A 21260-nucleotide genomic window follows, 5' to 3' on the forward strand; every position below is an offset into this window, starting at 1 on the left:
AGCTCAACGAAAGCGAAACAGCTCGCGATGCAGATGCCCGTCCGGCAACAGCCGGGTCAGGGCATCTGCCATCCCCTCCGGCCCGCAAAACCACACCTGCTCGGGCGCATCCTGCGCGATGCGAGCCAGATCCAGCCGCCCGGCCGCCTTGTCCAGATGCAGCTGATAACGCACACCGGTGCGATGACAGAGCTCGGCCAACCGTCGGTGGTAGACAGCTCCCGCCAGATCCGGCGCGCACTGGATCAGGGTGATCCCCTCGCCCCGCTCCCCACGGGCAGCCAGCCCCTCCAGCCAGGCGACGAACGGCGTGATACCTATCCCGGCCCCCAGCCAGAGGGCTCTACCTCCCCCTTGCGGGGCGACAAAGGCGCCATAGGGCCCGGTCACCACCACCCCATCCCCGATGCGCGCCTCTGCCACCAGCTGACGGGTATGATCCCCGAGCGCCCGCACCGCGATCACCAGCTGGCGCCGATCCGCTGACACCCGCACCAGGGTAAAGGGGTGCGGCCCCTCCTTGGCGTCAAACTCGAAGAAGGCAAACTGGCCCGGGCGGTAATGGGCGAGCGGCCTCTCCAGCTCCATGGTCAGCTCGCAGGTCTGATCCGCCAGCGTCCGCACCGCAACGACCCGGCCGGGATGGCGCTTCCGCGCCCCCACTTGCCCCAGCAGGGAGTAGAGGGCCCCGATAGCGCCGATTCCGCCGATCAACCAGATCGATACCCCAACCGGCGTCATGGCTCCCACCTGAGGCAACAGGCAGAGCCCGTGCCCCCACCCCGCCAGATAGATGAGCGGCGCTAGCCGGTGGATCAGCCGAAAACGGCCATAACTCACCAGCGCCAGCAAGCTCACTACCACCAACGCGATCAGTAGATAGAAACTCCACTCACCCAGGGTATTGCCAAGGGCATGGAGCGAGATGCCATTACCTGCACCAGCGCCAGCTGTACTGGCCCCACGCCGCGCAGGACGACTCAGCCAACCCGCCGAGACCGCCCACTTGGGCACCTCCACCACCAGCCAATGCGCAGTGAGCGCCAATGCACCGCCGATGGCCATCTGACGGTGCAATCGCAACATCCGATCCAGACCGCCACACCACACCTCCAACTGCGGCAGACGCAAGGCCAGCAACAGCGAAATCGCCATATAGGTCATCCCCAGCAGGCCGGTCAGTAACAACATCTCATGGCGCCAGGGCCACACCCCGTTGGCATCCCCCGCATAACCGAGCCACCAGACCCCGACCGCCAGCAGTGGCAACAGCCACCACACCCGTTTACTCGTCATAACATGCTCCCTGGTTCCATCGCAGCAGGGCCTCGCCCCTGCTCATGGCACCATTGCACACCCGTCTGGTCACAGGACTTTGCCAGAGGGGGAAGCTTGTGTGGCAATGTGTGACAAACGGCAACAGCAGAGGGGCCCGCTGGCCCCTCTGGTCACCCTTGCTGACTGGCCCTCTCTTCATGGGGAATAGAGCAAAATCCACCTCTGCCGTGATTGACGACCTGCCTGCAAAAGGAATCAAATGGGGACGACACATATCTGCGGCGGAAAACCTGCCGCCCACTCCCCCGGACCAGGAGCCCCCCTTGCTTTCATCCACCGAACAACGCTACTGCCCGAGTTGTCAGCGCGAGACCAACCATGTCGTGGTGCTGGTCGACAAATCCTTTGGCCAGCAGCTGACACCGGCGCAAAAGCGCAAAGCGTTTATCAAGGACTTCATTACCGGCTGGGCCGCCGGCCCCTTTCTGGCCAACATGGATCGCTTTGAACGACATGCCATCTGCGAGCATTGCGGAAATAAAGTCATTGATGAATGAAAAAGGGAGGGGCAATTGCGGGCTTCAATACACCAGCCACCTTTTATGGCCGAAACCCAAAAGAAGGCGTTGCGATTCAGGATCACAACGCCATAGACGTCAATCAAACAACACGGTCACCGGCAACCCTTCCACTTGCAGGTTCGGGGGTAATTTTTCATCCAGCGAGAGTGCGACCTTGAGGGTTGCTTTCTCCCCTTCAAACGGTGCGGCTAACTGAGCCGGCAACTTGTCCGCCAGCTCGACCTGTCTGGCGACCCTGGCAGCCAGACGCTCCCCGCTGGGCAGCTTGACGACAGCCTTGTGTCCAGGAGCCATTGAAGAGAGATATTTGGGCTGCACATAGGCTATCACCAGCGGGTCTTCTCGCTTCGAGATAAGTGCCAGAGGAGCCCCCGAGAATACCCAGTCCCCCTCCTGTACCAGCACATCTGAAACCTTGCCAGTCGCCGGAGCTCTTGGCTGTTGATGGTACGCCATCGCTTCCATCTCGGTCAGCTCCTGATCGAGCAAGTGACGAGCACTGGCTAGCGGTCCGGTCAGTTGGTCCTCACTGATTTGCAGTTCCTGCGCTATCTTCTCTGCCCTTGCCTTCTGCAGAGCTATGCGTGACTGAGTCCAATTCAGCAGGGCCGTTGCGTACTCTGCACTGGATACCAGCTTCTCTTTTTTATAACCGGCATACTCCTGATAGATGACCTCCTGCTCCCGGCTCCCCCGTTCGGCAATACCAATCTGTTCGTCCAGATTGCGCAAGATAGCCTGTTCAGCCTCAGCCTTGCTCAATTCGATGGCCGCTCTGCGCGCTTTTCGTTCCGCCATGTTGGCCTTGAGGGTTGGAGATTCGAACTGCATCAGGGCATCGCCTTGTGACACCCCCTGGCCGGGAGCCGTGTAGATGTGTCGAATAAAGCCATCCCCATTGGCAACAACCAGTTGCGGCTCGGTGGTAATGATGGCTGGCGCCTGGGTCAGCCACCACTCGCGCCCCAGATACCACAGCAGAATAATAACGGGACTGAATGCCAGTAACAGGATGAGATACCAGCGAGCCTTGAAGGCGACACGCTTGGCGGGGGCATACAATACCCGGATCCCTTCATCCGACGTGGCATCCTGCTTCTTGGGGGGATTGAATGTGACTTTCATCAGAATTTATTTCCTCGTTTTAATACCCACCAGGGGGCCATGCTGCTCTCTTCATGACCGCGCCGGAACATCTCATTCAACAGTGCGATGGCGCACCACAAGCGCATCAGCAAGGTGTACACCGGGTAAAGACACAACCATGGCAGCAGACGTAGATCTGCCTCCGGGCGTTCAGATATAGCCAGCAAAAACACGGCGAAATTAACCAGGGTAAGAAACAGGTAAACCAGATAGAGACAGATCATCAACGCAGCGACAAACTGCCCCGGATAGCTAAGCACCAACCACCAGCTATAACCCATGACCAGCAGGGGCAGCACCACGTTTTGCGCCACCCCGTAGATCAAGGTAAACAAAAAGGTCTTCCAGCCCAGAATACGCGGCGTCAGGGAGAGCTTGTGCTTGCGCAGATAGAGAAACAGCAGATCTCCATCCCAGCGTAAACGCTGCTTGGCAAGCGTGATCACGTCTGCGGGCGCATCGGTGTGACCGATGGCACGAGGGGCGAACCCTATCTTTAAAGCCGGATGGCGTTTGAGGTAATGCTTAATACGGACCGTCAGATCCAGATCTTCTGCGGTATGGGTATCCCACCCACCAATCTGGCGCAAAAAATCACGACGAAACGCACCGAAGGCTCCCGAGATATTGTTGATGAGGTTCCACTCGCTCAGTCCCGTCTTGCCCCCCTGCATGGAGATCATGTACTCAATGCTCTGCATCCGGGTCAGTACGCCATCGTTCAGATTTCGCACCCTTAATGCCCCTCCCACAGCAGGCACATCAGGATCATCGAAACAAGCCACGATCTCATCGATCATGTTGTTGTCAAAGGAGGTATCTCCATCCGCGTTCATCACTATCTCGCCAGTCGCAGCGGAGAGACCGGCATTGAGAGTGGAGACCCGGCCTCCCCTCTGCCATTTCGGTAGCAGGACCAAACTTCTGTTCTCGCACCCCTCGAATTCACGAACACAATTGAGCGCAGCCTGATAGGTATGCGCGTTGGCCTTGGCGCCATCAATCACAGCAATGATTTCCATTTGACCGCGATAAAGCTGTTCCTTGAGCGTCAATATGGTGGAGCGGATCGCCTCCCCTTCCCCATAACAGGTGATGATGCAAGACACTTTGGGACAGCGCCGAGATCGCGGCAGTTCAGATGCCATGGGAAGCTGGCGCGCATACCATTTCAGGATCCCGGTCAACGTCAGCGCCATCAGTGGCACCTCCATCAACAGCAACATGGGCAACAGCAACAGAATCATCCGGGGAGAAAACTGGAGGCTACCCAGTATCTCTATCAGGATGTAGTGCACCGTATTCATCCACTCATGCATCCGGGCTATCTCCATCCAGCCACTGGCCGAGCCATACCGCTGTATCGTCGCCCAACAGGGCGGGCAAAGGTTGTACTTTCACCGCCAGCGTCAGAGCATCCAGTCCTTCGATGAGATTCAATGCCTGAATGCGCTCCTGCAGAATGCGCCAGTCGTCGGCATCAGTATGCGGCAACAGCAATAACAATCGGTCATCGGCATACTGGCAAACGACATCGGTATCACGGAATAGAGCTTGCAAACGGCTGAGCAGAGCGGCCAGTCGCTGCTGAGTCTTTAGCATGCCCAACTCGGCCCGCAACTCAGCCAGATGCTCAACCCGAATAGCCAGCAAGGTATGGCAGCCACCATGGCGTTGCAGCAAGCTGTTGTTCCATTGCAGCAACCAGGGGAAGTGCTCCATGGCCATAGGGGTACCCCAGGTCAACGGCAGATGCAGTTGTTGAGTTCCTTCCCGTGCGATGTGGCGGGCCAGCTTGCCGATGCGATATTCATAGATGGGCGCAACCACCAGATCATCGGGTTTGTGCGCCTGGCCACATTCATGGCAACGCGCCTGGACGGCAGCCTCCATAAAACGGGCATGGCATGACAAACAACGGAATTTCTCAAGGGGCCTGTCATAGTCAACACCGATGTGACGCAGAGTCGTGACGCACTTGGGACAACGCAGCACACCCTGTCGCATGAATGCATCCTGATCATCCACGTGCCCGCAGGTGAAGCAGTGCACAGCTGGCTTGGCCTGGATGGCGATATGAGCGCATTCGGGACACACATCGACAAAATTGAGATGTGCCGAGTTGCAACTGTGACAAAGACGTACCCGGTCCACCAGCTGCTCACTCTGCAATAAACGCTCTGCAACCAGCTGCGGGAGGGCATCCCCTGCTTCGCTGCCCAGCAGGCAATCCAGCAGGGGATAGCTGTACCCCTGACGGCAACCAGCCTGCCAACGTGGCAACAAGCGAAAATGGGAGCGAGGCCAGCTGTACCAAGCCAGCTTTTCCATGTCATCCGGATGCTCTCGAGGGGTCAACAACGCCAACCGTTCAAGCATGTCAGAGGCCCGTTCATCCAGCTGTGTCAGGAGACCGTCGGCCAACATGGGAGAGAGCGGACTCTTCACAACACAAAATACCGGCTGCAAATAACGTATCGGGTCACGCCGCACAGCCTGCAATACCCTGTCCTGCTCATCTGCAGGCAGGTTGAGCAGTAATACCGGCTGCTGCAATGGATCCCAGCAGGACAGATCGAGAAGTGGCAAGGCAACACGATCCACCGAGCCTCCCAGCAGCGCAATCTGACCGGGGTGTTCACTCGTGCTCATCATGGGGAAATAACCTCTTTCCATTCACTGACAAATAGATACCAAGCCAATAAAACGGACCCGCCTGTTGCCATGCATCGGCAGACTCAGGCAATGTCGCGAGATGCGCATTGCCCTGCACGGACAGCACAACAGCAGTGTCAACGTTATCGACGGATAGCATGAAGCAGGCGAACGCGCAGAAAGAGTTGAGAGCTGACGCCATTTTCATGTGCGGCTCAGCCATCTCGGGGGGAAGAGATCTGAAGCTTTCCGAGCCCGACTCACATCGGGGGTGGCAAGGTGGGCGATTTTGCAGTTGTGGACAATTTAGTCAACCCGGAAAGATGAGAATAACTAGCAGATAGTTGAATGGATCAATCTTTATGCACAAAGATGACTACAAAAAGCACTATTAACAGAAAAGACAAAAGAGCGTAACTCAGTGAATCTACTATCTTGCAGCCTGCAATTCCTATTCATGTTCATATGAATACATATCTGATGGCAAAATGCGGACCCAATCGGCAAGGCGACAAACTATGTCGCGCACCTGCCAATAATATGGCAGCGTCTGCCACGGTTACGACAACGAATAACCATGAAAAGCACAGCTCCCGGCCTGATCACCGGGAGCTGTGCGGATTATTCGGCTGAAACCGGTTTGTAATGGTTGACGATCCACGCCTCGAAGTCGGCCAGCATGCGGGTTTCCGACTCGTTGTTGTCGGCGATAAGCTCGGCGCCGTGGACCACCCGGATATGGGCATCGAGCGGGCTTTCCTCGCCAGCCGCGGGGCGCTGCTGGGCTGCGGCCATGCAGGCTTGCGCCTGTTGCCACGCCTCAGCGGCGCTCAGGTTGCACGCCTCGGCCAGCGGCACGGCACTGAAGCCTTCACCAGTCAGGCTGCGCAGGGTCTCATCATGAGTCATGCCGTTGCCCGGCCCCCAGTAGTGGGCGGCCAGATCCGGCCCGATGCGCGGGTTGTCGGTGAGGTAGCCATCGCGCTTGAGGAAGTAAGCGCGGGTCTGCTCCACCGCCATCAGCGCCAGCAGGTAGCCGTGATAGGCGCAGGCCGACTCCTGATTAAGGAGGTGCGGAATGGCCAGCAGCGGGCGCGGGCTCTCGACACCGAGGATCTTGCGCTCCCACTTGCGGGCCAGCGCCAGCACAGCCTCGGGAGTACGTTCAGCCTCATCCATGGCGTAGAGATCCCGCTCGAAGTAGGCCACCAGCGCGATCTGACGTTCGTTAAAAGCGCGAAACGGCTGACGGGCGGCGATCATCTCCTTGATAAGCGCATCGGGGATCGCCTCTCCTGCCGCATTTCTGGCGTAGCGTTTGAGCCAGTCGGCATCGTCCAGCAGGCTGTCGCAGAACATCGACTGGGTCTCGGCATAAGCCATAGAGGTGGGCGGAAACTCCTGTGAGAAGCAGGGGGCGTTGCCGGTGACATTGGCAAAATGCGCGGCGTGGCCCCCCTCGTGGAACAGGGTGTTGAGCCCGCTCCAGCCGCTGCCCACCTGCGCCGGATCGGCCAGGCTGGTGAAATTGACCACCGCAGGTATCCACTCCCCCTGCTGGAAGAAGCTCGGCACCGGGCCGTGGCAGAAGCCGTTCTCGTATTTCCCCTCCCGGGTCAGCAAGTCCAGGGTGAGGGTCGCCCCGCGATACTGGATGCCGAGACGACGGAAGCTCTCGACCCAATCCTTCAGCGCCCGCGAGAAGGGCACATAAGGATCGAGCTGGCGGGTTACATCACCACTGATGGCGTAGCGCAGGTTATGGGGCATCAGGGCCGCCTCCCCCTTGGCCGCTTTCAGCTCGGCAAGGCTTTGCTGCAGCCGGGCGTCGGTGCGGGAAATGAAGTCGTCGAGAATGGAGAACAACTGCTCCGGGCTCATCTGCTCGTTCTTGCGCACCTTGTAATCGAAGTAGTCGCGATAGCCCATGGCTCTGGCAAAGCGGTTGCGCAGCGCCACCACCTCGAGAAAACCATTGCCGACCACCCACTGCTCCAGGGTGTGGAACATGGCGAGCGCGCTCTGGCGCACCGCCTCGCTCGGGCTGGCGGCAAGGGAGGTACTGGCGGCGGGTAGGCTACCAGCCACCTGCTGGCCATGCTCATCCAGCAGGGTCAGTTTCAGCCCCTTGCGGCGGGCGAACAGCGCCGCCTCGGCAGCCACCAGCTCATCCATCAGGGCGGCAGCGGCGGGATCTTCAATCACATTGCACTCGAAGAAGGCGATCCAGCCCCACAGGCCGCGTTTGAGATCATCCTCTTCGGCCTGCGCCAGCATCTCCCGCAACGCGGGCAGGCGGGCAGGATTGGCACAAAAAGCCTTGTAGGCTTGCTCGGCCGCGGTAAAACCGGCCTGATCGTCGCTGGTGCCCATATAAGTGGACCAGAAAAGATCCTCTTTGCACCTGTGTACCTGCAGATAATCGGCGTTGAGTTGGTTGAAGTAATTCCTGGCAATGGAACTCATAAATTCCCTCTTGTGATGGGGTCACCCGCAGCGGGGCCCACTCCTTTTTTTAGTGAAATGCCAAATGATTCACACTCTTTGGCAAAAATTGCGCAGGGATGCGCATGAACACGCTACCAAAAAATGGGGAGCGCTGTCTGCTGGCTATACTGTTGTTCAAGCGCTCATCAGAAACGGTCGGCAAACGGCTGAAAGTAAATGAGTTGTTAACTTTGACGAACTGGCTGCAGCGGTACAGAGCCACCATAAAACGGGATAACGAGGGTTTAATCATGTTCAAGCTCGGTGATATCACCGTGAGCCGCAAATTGATCTTGCTGCTCACGTTGGCGTTTGTCGGTTTTGTCTCGCTGCTGCTCATCTCGGCCAATGCGCTCCAGCGAAATCTGATGAGCGAGCGAGAGGCACGGCTCAATGCCGTGCTGGACCAGGCTATGAGCCAGATCCAGTTTCTGGCCAGCACCCTGCCCATGGAACAGGCCCAGCAGGAGGCGCGTAAACTGCTGACCAACACCCGCTTTGATGGCAACAACTACCTGTTTGTCATCGACGAGAACCGCACTATGGTAGTTCACCCCATCCGCCCCGAACTGATCGGTCAGAAAATGGGCGAAGGGGGCGCTGCCACCGCCGGGCAGTTCTGGTATCAGATGGTGGATATCGCCAAGGGGGGCAAGCATGGGACCCTGCAATATGTCTGGACTGGCCCGTCGGGCGAAACCGCTGACAAACTCTCCATGGTCTCCGGCTATCAACCCTGGGGCTGGATCCTCGGCTCCGGCATGCTGCTGCAAGATATTCAGCAGACCATCTGGGCCCAGTACATGAAGATGGGTACCGCCACCGCCATCGTGATCCTGCTGATGGGGCTGCTGGGCTGGCGCATCACCCGCTCCATCGTCTCCCCCCTCAGCCAGATCAACCACGCCATGCAACGGGTCGCCAAGGGGGATTTGGTGGTGAGCATCCCGGTACATGGCAAGGATGAGCTGGGCATGGTCGCCCGCTGTACCAATCAGAGTCTCGATGCCATTCGCCACGCCCTGCTGGAGGCAAGCCAGGGGGCTCGCAATGTGGCGGATGCCGCCTTGCGCATCGCCGCTTCTGCCGAGCAGACCAATCAGGCGGTCACCAGCCAGCGGGATCAACTGGCCCAGCTCGCCACCGCCATGAACGAGATGAGCGCCACCATCTCTGATGTGGCCGGGCACGCCGAAAATACCGCGCGGGATACCCAGGAAGCGACAGGTGAAGCCGGGCTAGGCAACCGTGATGTTCACGCCAGTGTGCATGGCATCAAGGCGTTGGCAACCGAAGTGGAGCAGGCCACTCTGCAGGTCAACCAGCTCAAAGAGGGGGTGATGCAGATCAGTGAAGTGACCGCCGTTATCAGCTCAATCTCGGATCAGACCAATCTGCTGGCGCTCAACGCCGCCATAGAAGCAGCCCGTGCAGGGGAGCAGGGACGTGGCTTTGCCGTGGTCGCCGACGAAGTGCGCCAGCTGGCCAGTCGTACCCGCCAGTCCACCGAAGAGATCCAGAGCACCATCGCCCAGCTGCAGCAACGGGCCGTCACCGCCGCCAACGCCATGGATACCAGCCGCAAACTGGCGGAGAGCAGCGTCAACCAGTCCCAGCAGGCGGGGCAGGATCTCACCCTGATCGTCAACCATATCCAGCATGTGAGCGACATGGCGACCCAGATCGCTACCGCCGCCGAACAGCAGAGCATGGTGGCCGAGGATATGAATCGCAACGTCAGCGGCATCAACGACTCGGCGCTCGAGATGTCCCAGTCCGCCTCGCAACTGGCGCAGGAGAGCGAACTGCTGGCCGGTCTCTCCCGCAGCCTGGATGAGCGGCTTGCGGTGTTCAAACTGGGCAAGGAGTCCAGCAAGACTCCTATGATGCCAACTCTACATCACTCCAATAGCGAGCAGCGCGCCCGCCATTGATGGCGTCAATCCGTGTCGCCTTGTCACTCGACCTGCCAGCTCGGCTGGCAGGTTTTTTTACGCCGACAACACGCAATCAGCATGCACCTTATCGGCATATTCAACGGTATTCGACGCCATTCACAAATTAGAGAACAATTTAAAAACAGCCAGTTAGAACGTTTTTTGTGCCACCGGATTATGCATTTAAACATTTAACTTCAAATAATTAATCAATGCGGTGCACAATGCAGACGGCCGAACATTTGGCCCATCACTAACCATCTAGTCATTTGGCAAACTGACCGAAAGGTCGGGACGCAAAGCCTCCGGTCTACAGACGTTTTGTCCAGGATAGCGGGGTTGCCACACGCAAGTGTGCATCGGGGAACTCCCCGGCCAACTGACTGCCCACATCTATCGAACAGAGGAATGTATGGCAGCAAAAATCCAACTCAATCACATCGCGGCGATGCTGGCCCTGCTGGCCAGCGGCAGCGCACTGGCCCACGGCTACATCAGCCAGCCCGAGAGTCGCAACTATCTGTGCAAAACCGGCGGCAACAGCCAGTGTGGCGGCGTGCAGTGGGAACCCCAGAGCGTGGAGGGCCCATCAGGCTTCCCGCAGAGCGGCCCGCAGGATGGTCAAATCGCCTCGGCGGGCAGCCCGCGCTGGAGCGAGCTGAACATCCAGACCAGCGACCGCTGGACCAAGCGTGAAGTACAGCCCGGCCCCTTCGCCATCAGCTGGACCTTCACTGCCAACCACGTCACCCGCAACTGGCGCTACTACCTAACCAAGCAGGACTGGAACCCCAACCAGCCGCTCACCCGCGCCTCGTTCGACCTGACCCCCTTCTGCATCATCGACGGCAACATGGTGCAGCCGCCCAAGCAGGTGACCCACAACTGTATCCTGCCGGAGCGCACCGGTTATCAGGTGATCCTCGGCGTGTGGGAAGTGGGCGACACCAGCAACAGCTTCTACAACATCATCGATGCCAAGTTCAAAGATGGTAGCCAGCCGCCGCTGGAGTGGAGCCAGGCAGGCACCATCTACCCCTCCATCGACCTCGCAGTGGGTGACAAGGCGATGACCCGGGTATTCGATGCCAACGGCGAGCGCCCCGATCTGCAGACCGTACTGACCATCACCACCGCCGAGCAGGGCCAGAAGAACAGCTGGGCCCATGCCCTCGCCAGCAAGATCAACGCCGAACAGAGCCTGATCCGCGCCGGTCAGCAAGGAGCCGATGGTCAGTTCAATCCGGTCTACGGTATGAACCCCGTCTATCTGCATCGAGACAGCAAACTGGATCGAGTCGAGATTGATATGCAACAGCTGCAGCCGCCGGTAGTGGACAGCATCAGCGTCAGCGGTCTGGCCAGCGACTATGTGCTGGACAACGGCAAGGCAACCCTCGATTTCACCGTCACCGCACAGGGCGATCTGGCCGTCACCAACACCCTCTATGACCACGGCGGCGTCGCCAAGGGTGAAAGCAGTGCCGACATCAAGGACAGCAGCCACACCTTCACCATGGCGCTGGAAGGTCTCAAGGCGGGTCACCACCAGCTGGTGATCAAGGCCACCCCGAAAGCGGGCGGCGAGACCATCCAGCAGACCATGGATCTGATGTTCAAGGAGCAGAGCAGCGGCGAATACGACTTCATCTTCCCGAACTCGCTCAAATCCTATGCCGCCGGCACCAAGGTGCAGCAGCCGAAAAATGGCAAGATCTATCAGTGCAAGCCCTTCCCCTACAGCGGCTACTGCCAGCAGTGGACCACCACTGCCACCCAGTACGAGCCGGGTTTCGGCTCCCACTGGCAAATGGCGTGGGATGAAGTGCACTAACCCACGCTTGGCCACATAAAAAAGGGCGTCCTCTCTAGCAGGGGACGCCCGGAAAAATCAAACCTTGCGGTTTGCATACCAACGGAACCAAGACCTCACTCTTCACTTACTTCACACACTCAACACACTCTTCAAACAGGATTTGTCCATTCACCCTGCCATTTTCCTCCTTCGACAATCACATCATTCGGATCGGTATCAGGGCTCAGCTTGTCACGCACATACTGGTCATAGAGTTTCAGCAGGTACTTCTCCTCCCCCAGCTTGGCGAGACGGTCGTTGACCCAGTCACGCAGCTCGATATTGCCCTTCTTCACCGCCGGGGCGATCGGGTCTTCCGAGCCCAATTTTTCGGGCAATACCCGGTAGCCCGGATTCTCCTTGGCCCAGCTGAACAGCACCAGATTGTCCTGGGCGTAGGCGTCACCGCGCCCTTGGGCCAGTGCCTGCAAAGATTCGGTGTTCTTCTCGAACTTGAGAACCTTCCACTCTGGGTGGTTACGGGTCAGCCAGATGTCGGCCGTGGTGCCGGTGGTCACGATCAGGGTCTTGCTGGCCAGATCATCGAGCTTCTTGGCCGGACTCCCTTCCGGCACCAGCACCTGTACCGCCACTCGCAGGTTCGGGTTGGTGAAATCCACCACCTCGCGCCGCTCCGGGGTCACCGTCATATTGGCGAGGATCAGATCCACCTTGTCGCTCTGCAGGAAGGGGATGCGGCTGGCTGGCTCCACCGCCACGAACTCGATCTTGTTCTCGTCCCCCAGCAGATCCTTGGCGAAGCGGCGGCCGAGATCGGTGTCAAAACCGACGTAGTTCCCCTTCTCGTCCACGTAGCCAAACGGCGGCTTGTCGGTGAAGACGCCGACGATGAGCTTGTCCCGCGCCTTGATCTTGTCGAGGGAACCGTCCGCCGCATGGGCGGCGCCACTGGCAATACCCAGTCCCAATAAGGCACTAAGCAGAACCGAGGTGATTTTTTTCATGCTGACTCCTTTCGTTTGATGACATTTGTATAAGAAAACTTGGCGAGGAACTGGCGCGCACGCTGGCTCCTGGGATTGTCGAAAAATTGGTGAGGTGCTGCCTGCTCCAGAATGTGGCCGCCATCCATGAAGACGATGCGATCCGCCACCGCCCGGGCGAAGGCCAGCTCGTGGGTGACGATAAGCAGGGTCATGCCGCTGCCGGCGAGATCGCGGATCACCTCCAGCACCTCCTGCACCATCTCGGGATCCAGCGCAGCGGTCACCTCGTCAAACAGCATCACCTGCGGGTTCATGCACAGCGCCCGCACGATGGCGATGCGCTGCTGCTGGCCGCCGGAAAGCTGGCGCGGATAGTCATGGCGCCGCTCCCACAGGCCGATGCGGGTCAGCAGCTGCTCGGCTTGCAGCAGTGCCTCTGCCCGCTCCCGCTTTTGCACCTGCAGGGGGCCGAGCAGCACATTTTCCAGCACCGTCAGGTTGGGGAAGAGGTGATAGCTCTGGAACACCATGCCGATCCGCTGGCGCACCCGCTGCCAGTCGGTGGCACCATCCAGCAACACACCATCGAAGCGGATCTCGCCCCCCTGAATGGGTTCGAGCCCGTTGAGAGTGCGCAGCAGTGTGCTCTTGCCACAGCCGCTAGGCCCCAGGATGACGATCACCTCCCCGGCTCGCACGCTGAGGCTGATCCGATCCAGCACCAGATTCGGGCCGAACTGTTTACTGACAGAACTGAGTTCAAGCAGAGGTGTCATACCGCATTACCCCATTGTTGCTCCAGCCGGCGCGAGGCGAGCGAGAGCGGATAGCAGACCAGAAAAAAGAACAGAAACAGCAGACCGTAAATAAGCAGCGAGCCATAGGTGCGCTCGATGACCTGCTGGCCCACCTTGATCACCTCCACCACCCCGATCAGCACCGCCAGCGAACTGGTCTTGATGATGCGGGTGTAGATGTTGATGGTCGGCGGCGTCAGCCGCTGCAACGCCTGCGGCAGCAACACATGGCGATAGAGCTGCCAGGTCGAGAGCCCGAGCGCCAACCCGGCCTCCTGCTGACCACGGGCGAGGGAGTTGAGGCCACCGCGCACCACCTCTCCCACCTCGCTGGCGCCCCAGAGGGCGAGTACCAGCACGGCGCACCAGAAGGCCGGAATATCGAGGCCGAAAAAGATCGGCAACCCGAAGAAAAAGAGATAGAGCCACACCAGCACCGGCACTACCCGAAACAGCTCGAGATAAAGCCGCAGCAGGCCCCGCACCAACCGGCCGCCCTGTTGTGCCAACACGCCGTAAGCGACACCGCCGAGGGTGGCAAGCAGGATGGCCAGTAGCGAGATGGCGAGGGTCTGACCCGCGCCCACCGCCAGCAGTGGCAGCGCCTGCGTCAGCTGCTCAGTAACGGAATTGACCATATTGAGCCCTCCTTTCCTGCGCCTCGGTGGCGAATCTGCGGCAGCTGGAAGATAAGTGCCCACATCGGGATCCTCGCCTGCATCAGCGATTCAGTGACCGAACTGACCATGTTGCAGCCTCCTTTCAACGACGCGCAGAGCGAGCGAGAGCGGCAGGAAGATCAGCACGCACATCAAGGTCAGCACCGCCAGCATCTCGTAGGTCTTGTAGTAGAGGGCGATGTAATTCTTGGTGGTGTAGAGCAGCTCTGGCACCGCCACCGCTGAAGCCACAGTCGTCTCCTTGAGCAGAAAGATGAAGTTGGCAAACAGCGCCGGCAGGCTGGCGAGCCAGGCCTGGGGCAACTGCACGTGGCGCAGCAGTTGCCAGCGGGAGAGGCCGATGGCCCTGCCAGCCTCCAGCTGACTGGCGGGCACCGCCTGAATGCCTGCACGCAGCGCCTCGGTCAGATAACCACCGCCGAGGAAGGTCATGGCAATCACCGCAGTGGTAAAGCCCGACAGCGACAAGCCGAGCGCAGGCAGCCCGAAATAGAGGAAGAAGAGCTGGATAAGCAGCGGCGTGTTGCGAGCCAGCTCGACATATCCGCGGATCAGTGCGCTGAGCTGCCGCTTGTGCAGGCTCAACAGGGCGACGTTGAGCAGGGCGACCGCCAGCGAAGTGAGGATCACTATGGCTCCCAGTTGCAAGGTGACCCAGACCGCCTTGCCGAAGGCGGGCAGCGTCGTGAGGATGAAAGGCAGATCCAGATTCATGCCGGGATCCTCCCGTCACGCTGCAGACGCTGGGGCAGCACAGTGATCGCATCCGGGTACTTGATGCCGGCACCGGTATTGAGCACCACGACCTGCTCTCCCCCACGGATCCAGCCAGCCTCGCGTAGTTGACGAGCAGCAGCAAACGCGGCGGCCCCCTCAGGGCAGACAAAGCTCCCTTCGCGAGAGGCAAGCTGGCGGATCTCGCTCTGGATGGCCTTGTCATCCACCGCGATGGCGCAACCCTCGGTGCGATAGAGGGCGTCCAGCACCAGAAAATCTCCCAGTGCCTTGGGTACATTGATGCCGAAAGCCAGCGTTTGGGAGTCGGGCCAGAAGCTCGATTCGGTGGCTCTCTGTTGCCACGCCTGCACAATGGGCGCGCAGCCACTCGCCTGTACCGCGACCAGTCTGGGCAACGCGCCCTTGACCCAGCCCAGCTCCTGCAGCTCGCGCAGCGCCTTGTAGATACCGATGAGGCCGACCCCGCCACCGGTCGGATAGATGATCACATCCGGCAGGGTCCAGCCCAGCTGTTCGGCAATCTCCAGCCCCATGGTCTTCTTGCCCTCAATCCGGTAGGGCTCCTTCAGGGTTGAGGCGTCAAACAGGGATTGCTCCGCCACCGCCTGCGCCACCTGACGACCGGCATCGCTGATCAGGCCATCCACCAGATAGAGGCGGGAACCGGCGAGAGAGGTCTCCAGTCGAGTGATGGCGGGGGCTGCCTGCGGCATAACGATGGTGCTGCGCAGTCCGGCACGGGCACCGTAGAGCGCCCATGCAGCGCCTGCGTTGCCGTTGGTCGGCATGGCGAAGTGAGTGACGCCGAGTTCACGCGCGCGGGAGATGCCCACCGCTGCACCACGAGCCTTGAAGGAGCCGGTGGGGATGACGCTCTCATCCTTCATCCAGAGATCCGGAATACCGATCTGCTTGCCCAGCGTAGGCAGCCGTAGCAGTGGGGTGAATCCCTCCCCCAGCGTCACAACGTGGGCGGGATCTCGCACCGGCAGCAACTCGTGATAACGCCACAGGCTGGCCGGGCGCCCCAGCAATGCCGCCGGGTGCCATGCTCGCTTCAGCGCATCGAGATCGTAGCTGGCCAGCAGTGGCGCACCAGCCCGGCTCAGTTGCCAGGGCTGGTCAGCCTCATGGATCTCGCCACTCTTGCTGCAACGCAGATGTGATAGGTAGCTATACGGCATGCTTTATCCTGAATGGATCGACTTTGGTCAGTCACTTATTCCATCCTGCAACCCAAGTACCGGATAACAAACAAAATTAACTGGCAAACCTAAGTGAAAAAATTCATATGAAGCCGTCTGTTTTTGCTGGCAATCTCATCTGCCAGCAACAAAAAAGGGGAGCCATTGGCTCCCCTTTTGTCATCTCTTCCTATTCAAATCTGGAAGTCGAGGGCAGGCTCGCTGCCCATGGCGCGGGCTTGAATATCCGCCAGCGCCAGCTCGGGGTTGCAGAGCTGGATAAACTGCCAGGCAAAGTTGTGCTGGAACTGCCCCTGCTTGAGGCCAATCCAGGCGGTATGGGGGGCAAACAGATGGCTGCCATCAAGCTGTACCAGCCCCTGATCGCGCTGTGCGTCGAACGCCATGTCGGCCAGTATGCCGACCCCCATCTCCAGCTCGACATAGGTCTTGATGACATCGGAGTCCTGCGCCGTCAGCAGGATCTGCGGTTCAATGCCAGCCGCAGCAAAGGCTTCATCCACCCGCACCCGCCCGGTCAACCCGGCTTGATAGGTGACGATGGGCCAGTTGGCCAGCGCCGCCAGCGTCAGCTCCCGCTCACCTGCCAGCGGATGTTGCTCGGGCACCACGATATTGTGGTGCCAGCGGTAGTAGGGAAATGCCACCACCCCTTCGCTCTTGTCGAGCTGCTCGCTGCTGATGCCGATATCCACCTCGCCGGTCTGCACCAGCCGCACAATCTCCTCCGGGCTGCCCTGACGAAGCTCCAGCTGTACCAGCGGAAACTGCTCGCGAAACGCCTTCACCACCCGCGGCAGGGCATAGCGGGCCTGGGTATGGGTGGTCGCCACCAGCAAGCGGCCCGAGTCGCGGTTGGCAAAGGTACTGGCCAGTTTGCGGATGTTGTTGGCGTCATTGAGAATGCGCTCGGCAATCACCAGCAGCTCCTTGCCAGGCTCGGTCATACCGAGCAGCCGCTTACCGTAGCGGATAAAGAGCTCGATACCGAGCTCCTCTTCCAGCTCGCGGATATGGCGACTCACCCCGGATTGCGAGGTAAAAAGGGCATTGGCCACCTCGGTCAGGTTGTAATCCCGCCGCGCTGCCTCCCGGATAATACGTAACTGCTGGAAATTCACCTTGTCGCCTCCTGCGAAGAGTGGGCGACACAATCTGCTCGCCCCTCTCATTTTTGTTATTTGGCCGGATCATGCCCGGCTGACAGCCTGAACCGGGCGGCCACACCGCCCGCAACACAGCATCAAATCTGATAGTCGGGATAGAACTGCGCCTGTCTGGCCACCAGCTTCACCCCCTGACCCGGGGCAAACAGCTTGGCCGCCTCCTTGCTCAGCTCCGCCTCATAGTGAGCCCCTTTGGTCTCACCGTCACCACGCAGCTCCACCCGAATGCGTGGCCCCATGGGCAGCAGACGGGTAATGGTGGCGCGGATCCCGCCCGGCGCATCGGCTGGCAAGATCTCCAGTTCATGGGGGCGGACATAGGCGATGGCGGCACTGCCGTGAGCCAGATGGGAAGCCGACGGCCCGCCGAGCAGCTGCTCGCCGACACCGAATCCCTGCTCCGCCACCCGACCGCGGAACTGGTTCACACTGCCGAGGAAGCTGTGGACGAAGGAGCTGGCGGGCTGGTCGTAGACCTCGGCCGGGGTGCCGATCTGCTCGACCCGTCCGGCATTCATCAGCACCACCCGATCCGCTACCTCCAGCGCCTCTTCCTGATCGTGAGTCACGAACAGACTGGTGACGTGCAGCTCGTCGTGCAGCTCGCGCAGCCAGCGACGCAGCTCCTTGCGCACCTGCGCATCGAGGGCGCCGAAGGGCTCGTCCAAGAGCAGTACCTTGGGCTGCACCGCCAGCGCGCGGGCCAGCGCGACCCGCTGACGCTGGCCGCCGGAGAGCTGGGTCGGGTAGCGCTCAGCCACGTGGCTGAGCTGCACCAGATCCAGCAGCTCCTTGACCCGGGCACGAATGGCCGCCTCGGCCGGGCGCTCGCTGCGCGGTTTGACCCGCAGGCCAAACGCTACGTTTTCGAACACCGTCATGTGGCGAAACAGGGCGTAGTGCTGGAACACGAAGCCGACGTTGCGCTCGCGCACATGGAGATCCGATGCGTCCTCGCCACGGATGATGACGTGGCCAGAGTCGGCCTGCTCCAGCCCGGCGATGATCCGCAGCAGGGTGGTCTTGCCGCAACCGGAGGGGCCGAGCAGCGCCACCAGCTCACCGTCGTGAAAGTCGAGGTTAATGTCTGCCAGCGCCGCGTACTGATTGAAATGCTTGTTGAGTTGTTGAACCTGAATGCTCATGGCTGCCTCTTTAAAACGGTGATCAGTGAGATTTGGTGGGCTGGGCACGCAGCCGGGCCAACAGGGTTTCCCCCAGCAGGGTGAAGATCCCGAACAGAGCCAAGAGGCTTGCCACTGCAAAGGCGGCGCCGGTCTGGTACTCGTTGTAGAGGATTTCGATATGCAGCGGCAGGGTATTGGTCTGGCCGCGAATATGGCCGGAAACTACCGACACAGCGCCAAACTCCCCCACTGCGCGGGCGGTACAGAGCAGCAGGCCGTACATCAGGCTCCAGCGAATGCCGGGCAGGGTGACGCGCCAGAACATCTGCAGACCGCTCGCCCCCAGCATGATGGCGGCTTCTTCCTCTTCCGGGCCGCGCGCCTCCATCTGGGGCAGCAGCTCGCGCACCACGAAAGGCACGGTAATGAAGGTGGTAGCTAGGATGATCCCCGGGGTGGCGAAGATGATCTTGATGTCATGTTCGCTCAACCAGTCACCAAACCAGCCGCGGCTGCCGAACATCAACACCAGCATCAGACCGGCGATCACCGGCGACACCGAGAAGGGCAGATCGATGATGGTGATGAGCAGCTGCCGACCGGGGAAGCGGAAACGGGCGATAGCCCAGGCCGCCGCAATCCCGAACAACAAATTGAGTGGAACCGCACAGAGGGTCACCAACGCGGTGAGACCGAGGGCGCTCAAGGCATCCGGCTCGCTGATGGCGTGCCAGAAGAAGGCGAGCCCCGGCGTCAGCGCCTGAATAAAGACGGTGGCCAACGGCAGCAGCAACAGGGCGGCAAACCAACCCAAACTGACCGTGATGAGCAGCCACTTGACCCACTGGGGTTCACGGATCACGACCGGTGCCTTGCGAGCGGGGGTCGCCTCCACAGAGGCCGCCTCAATGGCGATAGCAGATGAACTCATATCCGGCTCCCTCCGATGCGAGACCAGCTCCAGGCCTGCAACTTGTTGATTAGCAGTAACAAAATGAACGAAATCAGCAGCATCACCACGGCGATGGCGGAGGCACCTGCGTAGTCATACTCTTCCAGGTGGCTCATGATCATCAGCGGCGCGATTTCCGAGACCATCGGCAGGTTGCCGGCGATGAAGATGACGGAGCCGTACTCCCCCACCCCACGGGCAAACGCCAGCGCAAAACCGGTGAGCAGGGCAGGCACCAGGGTCGGCCAGAGCACCCGCAGAAAGGTCTGCCAGCGATCGGCGCCGAGGCTGGCGGCGGCCTCCTCTTGCTCGGTTTCAGCCTCCCGCAGCACCGGCTGCAGGGTACGCACCACAAACGGCAATCCGATAAAGGTGAGTGCGATGACCACCCCGATAGGGTTGTAGGCGAGCTGGATGCCGAGCGGCGCCAGCAGCTGGCCGATCCAGCCGTTGGGGGCGAAGATGGCGCACAGGGCGATGCCGGAGACAGCGGTGGGCATGGCAAACGGTAGGTCGATGAGGGCATCCACCAGACGACGACCGGGGAAGGTGTAGCGCACCAGGATCCAGGCCAGGATCAGGCCAAACAGGCTGTTGAGCAGCGCCGCGACAAAGGCCGCACCGAAGCTCAGGCGAAAGGAAGCGAGCACCCGGGGTGAACCGATCACCTGCCAGAACTCGGCGGCGGTCAGGTTGTTGATCGCAAACAGTACCAGGGCCGAGAGCGGCAACAGCACCAGCAGGCCCAGATAGAGCAGACTGAACCCCAGGGTGGGGCCAAAACCGGGCAGGACAGAATAAGAACCAAATCGCATAACACATCCATCTGTTATGAAGAATTTTCGATATGGTGATTCTGCTCACTCCCCTCATCGGCAACAAACATCAATTGCGACTTTGCTAATCACTTTTTTGTCTAACCGCAGAGTCACAAGGCTCTTGGCGCACTCCAAATAAAAAAGGTCTTTTATATAAATAAAAGACCTAAGAAATGGAGCAATAAGGAGCGGAGCATTCAAAGAACGGGGGCATGGAGTAGCCAGCGAACAGCGCGCTCGCCAACCCTCCAACCACTTCACAGATACCTAGCGAAAGCCCAATACGACCGGCCGGGGCGATGCGGCCTTGACCGGTGCCACTACCAGCTCACCACGGCGGTAGAGTGCCCCCAGCAAATGCAGCCCCTGATGCCAGTCCCCATGACCGGACTGGGCATTGATATGGCCAGCCTCACCGGCATCGAACAGCGGCACCTGCCACTGGCGACTCCAGTATTCGGCCCGTTCAAAGCTCATCCAGGGATCATTGCGGCTGGCCACCAGCTGGGCCGACACCTGCAGCGGCCCGGCCAAGGCCTCATCCGCAATGCCAAAACGGGCAGGATCGGCGGGCGCCACCAGAAAGATCGAGGCCACCTTCTCCGGCTGCAAGCGGGCCGCCGCGATGGCGGTCAGGGCGCCGAAAGAGTGGGCCACCAGATGGACCCGGCTGCGGCGACGTTTCAGCTTGCTCGCCAGCTTGGCACTCCAGACCCTGAGGTCCGGCTTGTCCCACGGCAGCCCGGTCATCCGCTGCCATTGGGGAAAATGATCGTGCCAGCGGCTCTGCCAGTGATCCGGCCCACTGTTGTGCAGACCGGGAACCAGGAGGATCTTGTTCATCTTGGTGCTCCTATCGGCTGGCACAGGGGCCAGTTCAGTGATGGATAA

Annotated in this window: 18 protein-coding genes and 1 riboswitch; of the genes, 3 read left to right on the top strand and 15 right to left on the bottom strand. The window is 60.0% G+C overall.

Going from position 1 to position 21260, the window contains the following annotated elements:
- Positions 1-3: 3 nt before the first annotated feature.
- Positions 4-1296, bottom strand: coding sequence for a ferredoxin reductase family protein (locus tag G5380_RS12860; RefSeq protein WP_257725042.1), 1293 nt, complete (start codon positions 1294-1296; stop codon positions 4-6).
- Positions 1297-1601: 305 nt separating this feature from the next.
- On the opposite strand from G5380_RS12860, the gene G5380_RS12865 reads away from it, so the two are divergent.
- Entirely contained in the window at positions 1602-1835 is a 234-nt protein-coding gene (locus G5380_RS12865) for a hypothetical protein (protein WP_319919530.1), read from the top strand.
- Between the two features lie 99 nt (positions 1836-1934).
- Here G5380_RS12865 and G5380_RS12870 read toward each other — a convergent pair whose 3' ends face one another.
- From G5380_RS12870 to G5380_RS12885, 4 genes are all read right to left on the bottom strand, one after another.
- Positions 1935-2984, bottom strand: coding sequence for an HlyD family secretion protein (locus tag G5380_RS12870; RefSeq protein WP_216952122.1), 1050 nt, complete (start codon positions 2982-2984; stop codon positions 1935-1937).
- The gene (locus G5380_RS12875) at positions 2984-4324 is read right to left on the bottom strand and encodes a glycosyltransferase family 2 protein (protein ID WP_323912496.1); all 1341 of its coding nucleotides are present in this window, start codon (positions 4322-4324) and stop codon (positions 2984-2986) included. The genes G5380_RS12870 and G5380_RS12875 overlap by 1 nt, the downstream gene beginning before the upstream one ends.
- Positions 4317-5660: a diguanylate cyclase domain-containing protein gene (locus tag G5380_RS12880; RefSeq protein WP_227341458.1), complete on the bottom strand. Its 1344-nt coding sequence runs from the start codon at positions 5658-5660 to the stop codon at positions 4317-4319. Before G5380_RS12880 ends, G5380_RS12875 begins: the two co-directional genes overlap by 8 nt.
- 621 nt (positions 5661-6281) lie before the next feature.
- Positions 6282-8126 carry a M3 family metallopeptidase gene (locus G5380_RS12885; protein ID WP_323912493.1) on the bottom strand — a complete coding sequence of 615 codons (1845 nt, stop codon included), beginning with the start codon at positions 8124-8126 and terminating at the stop codon, positions 6282-6284.
- A gap of 272 nt (positions 8127-8398) precedes the next feature.
- On the opposite strand from G5380_RS12885, the gene G5380_RS12890 reads away from it, so the two are divergent.
- Both G5380_RS12890 and gbpA read left to right on the top strand, forming a co-directional pair.
- Positions 8399-10081, top strand: a complete 1683-nt coding sequence (locus G5380_RS12890; RefSeq protein ID WP_323912491.1) for a methyl-accepting chemotaxis protein — start codon at positions 8399-8401, stop codon at positions 10079-10081.
- Positions 10082-10345: 264 nt separating this feature from the next.
- A riboswitch (cyclic di-GMP riboswitch) is annotated at positions 10346-10431 on the top strand.
- Positions 10432-10496: 65 nt separating this feature from the next.
- Entirely contained in the window at positions 10497-11918 is a 1422-nt protein-coding gene (gene gbpA / locus G5380_RS12895) for an N-acetylglucosamine-binding protein GbpA (protein WP_216959534.1), read from the top strand.
- 131 nt (positions 11919-12049) lie between these two features.
- Here gbpA and G5380_RS12900 read toward each other — a convergent pair whose 3' ends face one another.
- The 10 genes from G5380_RS12900 to G5380_RS12945 all read right to left on the bottom strand — a co-directional run bounded on the left by G5380_RS12900 (position 12050) and on the right by G5380_RS12945 (position 21212).
- A complete protein-coding gene (locus tag G5380_RS12900) occupies positions 12050-12904 on the bottom strand; it encodes a transporter substrate-binding domain-containing protein (protein WP_421352792.1) in 855 nt (284 codons plus the stop codon).
- Complete coding sequence (locus G5380_RS12905) at positions 12901-13662, bottom strand: amino acid ABC transporter ATP-binding protein (protein ID WP_421352793.1); 762 nt, start codon at positions 13660-13662, stop codon at positions 12901-12903. Before G5380_RS12905 ends, G5380_RS12900 begins: the two co-directional genes overlap by 4 nt.
- The gene (locus G5380_RS12910) at positions 13659-14321 is read right to left on the bottom strand and encodes an amino acid ABC transporter permease (RefSeq protein ID WP_216952128.1); all 663 of its coding nucleotides are present in this window, start codon (positions 14319-14321) and stop codon (positions 13659-13661) included. Before G5380_RS12910 ends, G5380_RS12905 begins: the two co-directional genes overlap by 4 nt.
- Positions 14322-14411: 90 nt before the next feature.
- Complete coding sequence (locus G5380_RS12915; protein WP_216952129.1) at positions 14412-15077, bottom strand: amino acid ABC transporter permease; 666 nt, start codon at positions 15075-15077, stop codon at positions 14412-14414.
- Positions 15074-16285 (bottom strand): threonine synthase, encoded by a 1212-nt coding sequence (locus G5380_RS12920; RefSeq protein WP_216952130.1) that lies wholly within the window; start codon positions 16283-16285, stop codon positions 15074-15076. Before G5380_RS12920 ends, G5380_RS12915 begins: the two co-directional genes overlap by 4 nt.
- 194 nt (positions 16286-16479) lie before the next feature.
- A complete protein-coding gene (gene cbl, locus G5380_RS12925) occupies positions 16480-17427 on the bottom strand; it encodes an HTH-type transcriptional regulator Cbl (protein ID WP_216959546.1) in 948 nt (315 codons plus the stop codon).
- Between the two features lie 122 nt (positions 17428-17549).
- On the bottom strand, positions 17550-18617 hold the full coding sequence (locus tag G5380_RS12930) for a sulfate/molybdate ABC transporter ATP-binding protein (RefSeq protein WP_113740060.1): 1068 nt from the start codon (positions 18615-18617) through the stop codon (positions 17550-17552).
- Between the two features lie 22 nt (positions 18618-18639).
- Complete coding sequence (gene cysW / locus G5380_RS12935) at positions 18640-19530, bottom strand: sulfate ABC transporter permease subunit CysW (protein WP_421352794.1); 891 nt, start codon at positions 19528-19530, stop codon at positions 18640-18642.
- A complete protein-coding gene (gene cysT, locus G5380_RS12940) occupies positions 19527-20366 on the bottom strand; it encodes a sulfate ABC transporter permease subunit CysT (protein WP_040067348.1) in 840 nt (279 codons plus the stop codon). Before cysT ends, cysW begins: the two co-directional genes overlap by 4 nt.
- Before the next feature lie 270 nt (positions 20367-20636).
- On the bottom strand, positions 20637-21212 hold the full coding sequence (locus G5380_RS12945; RefSeq protein WP_040067346.1) for an RBBP9/YdeN family alpha/beta hydrolase: 576 nt from the start codon (positions 21210-21212) through the stop codon (positions 20637-20639).
- Positions 21213-21260 lie beyond the last annotated feature (48 nt).

The sequence above is a fragment of the Aeromonas sp. 604443 genome, from assembly GCF_049170315.1.
GTDB lineage: Bacteria > Pseudomonadota > Gammaproteobacteria > Enterobacterales > Aeromonadaceae > Aeromonas > Aeromonas veronii_A.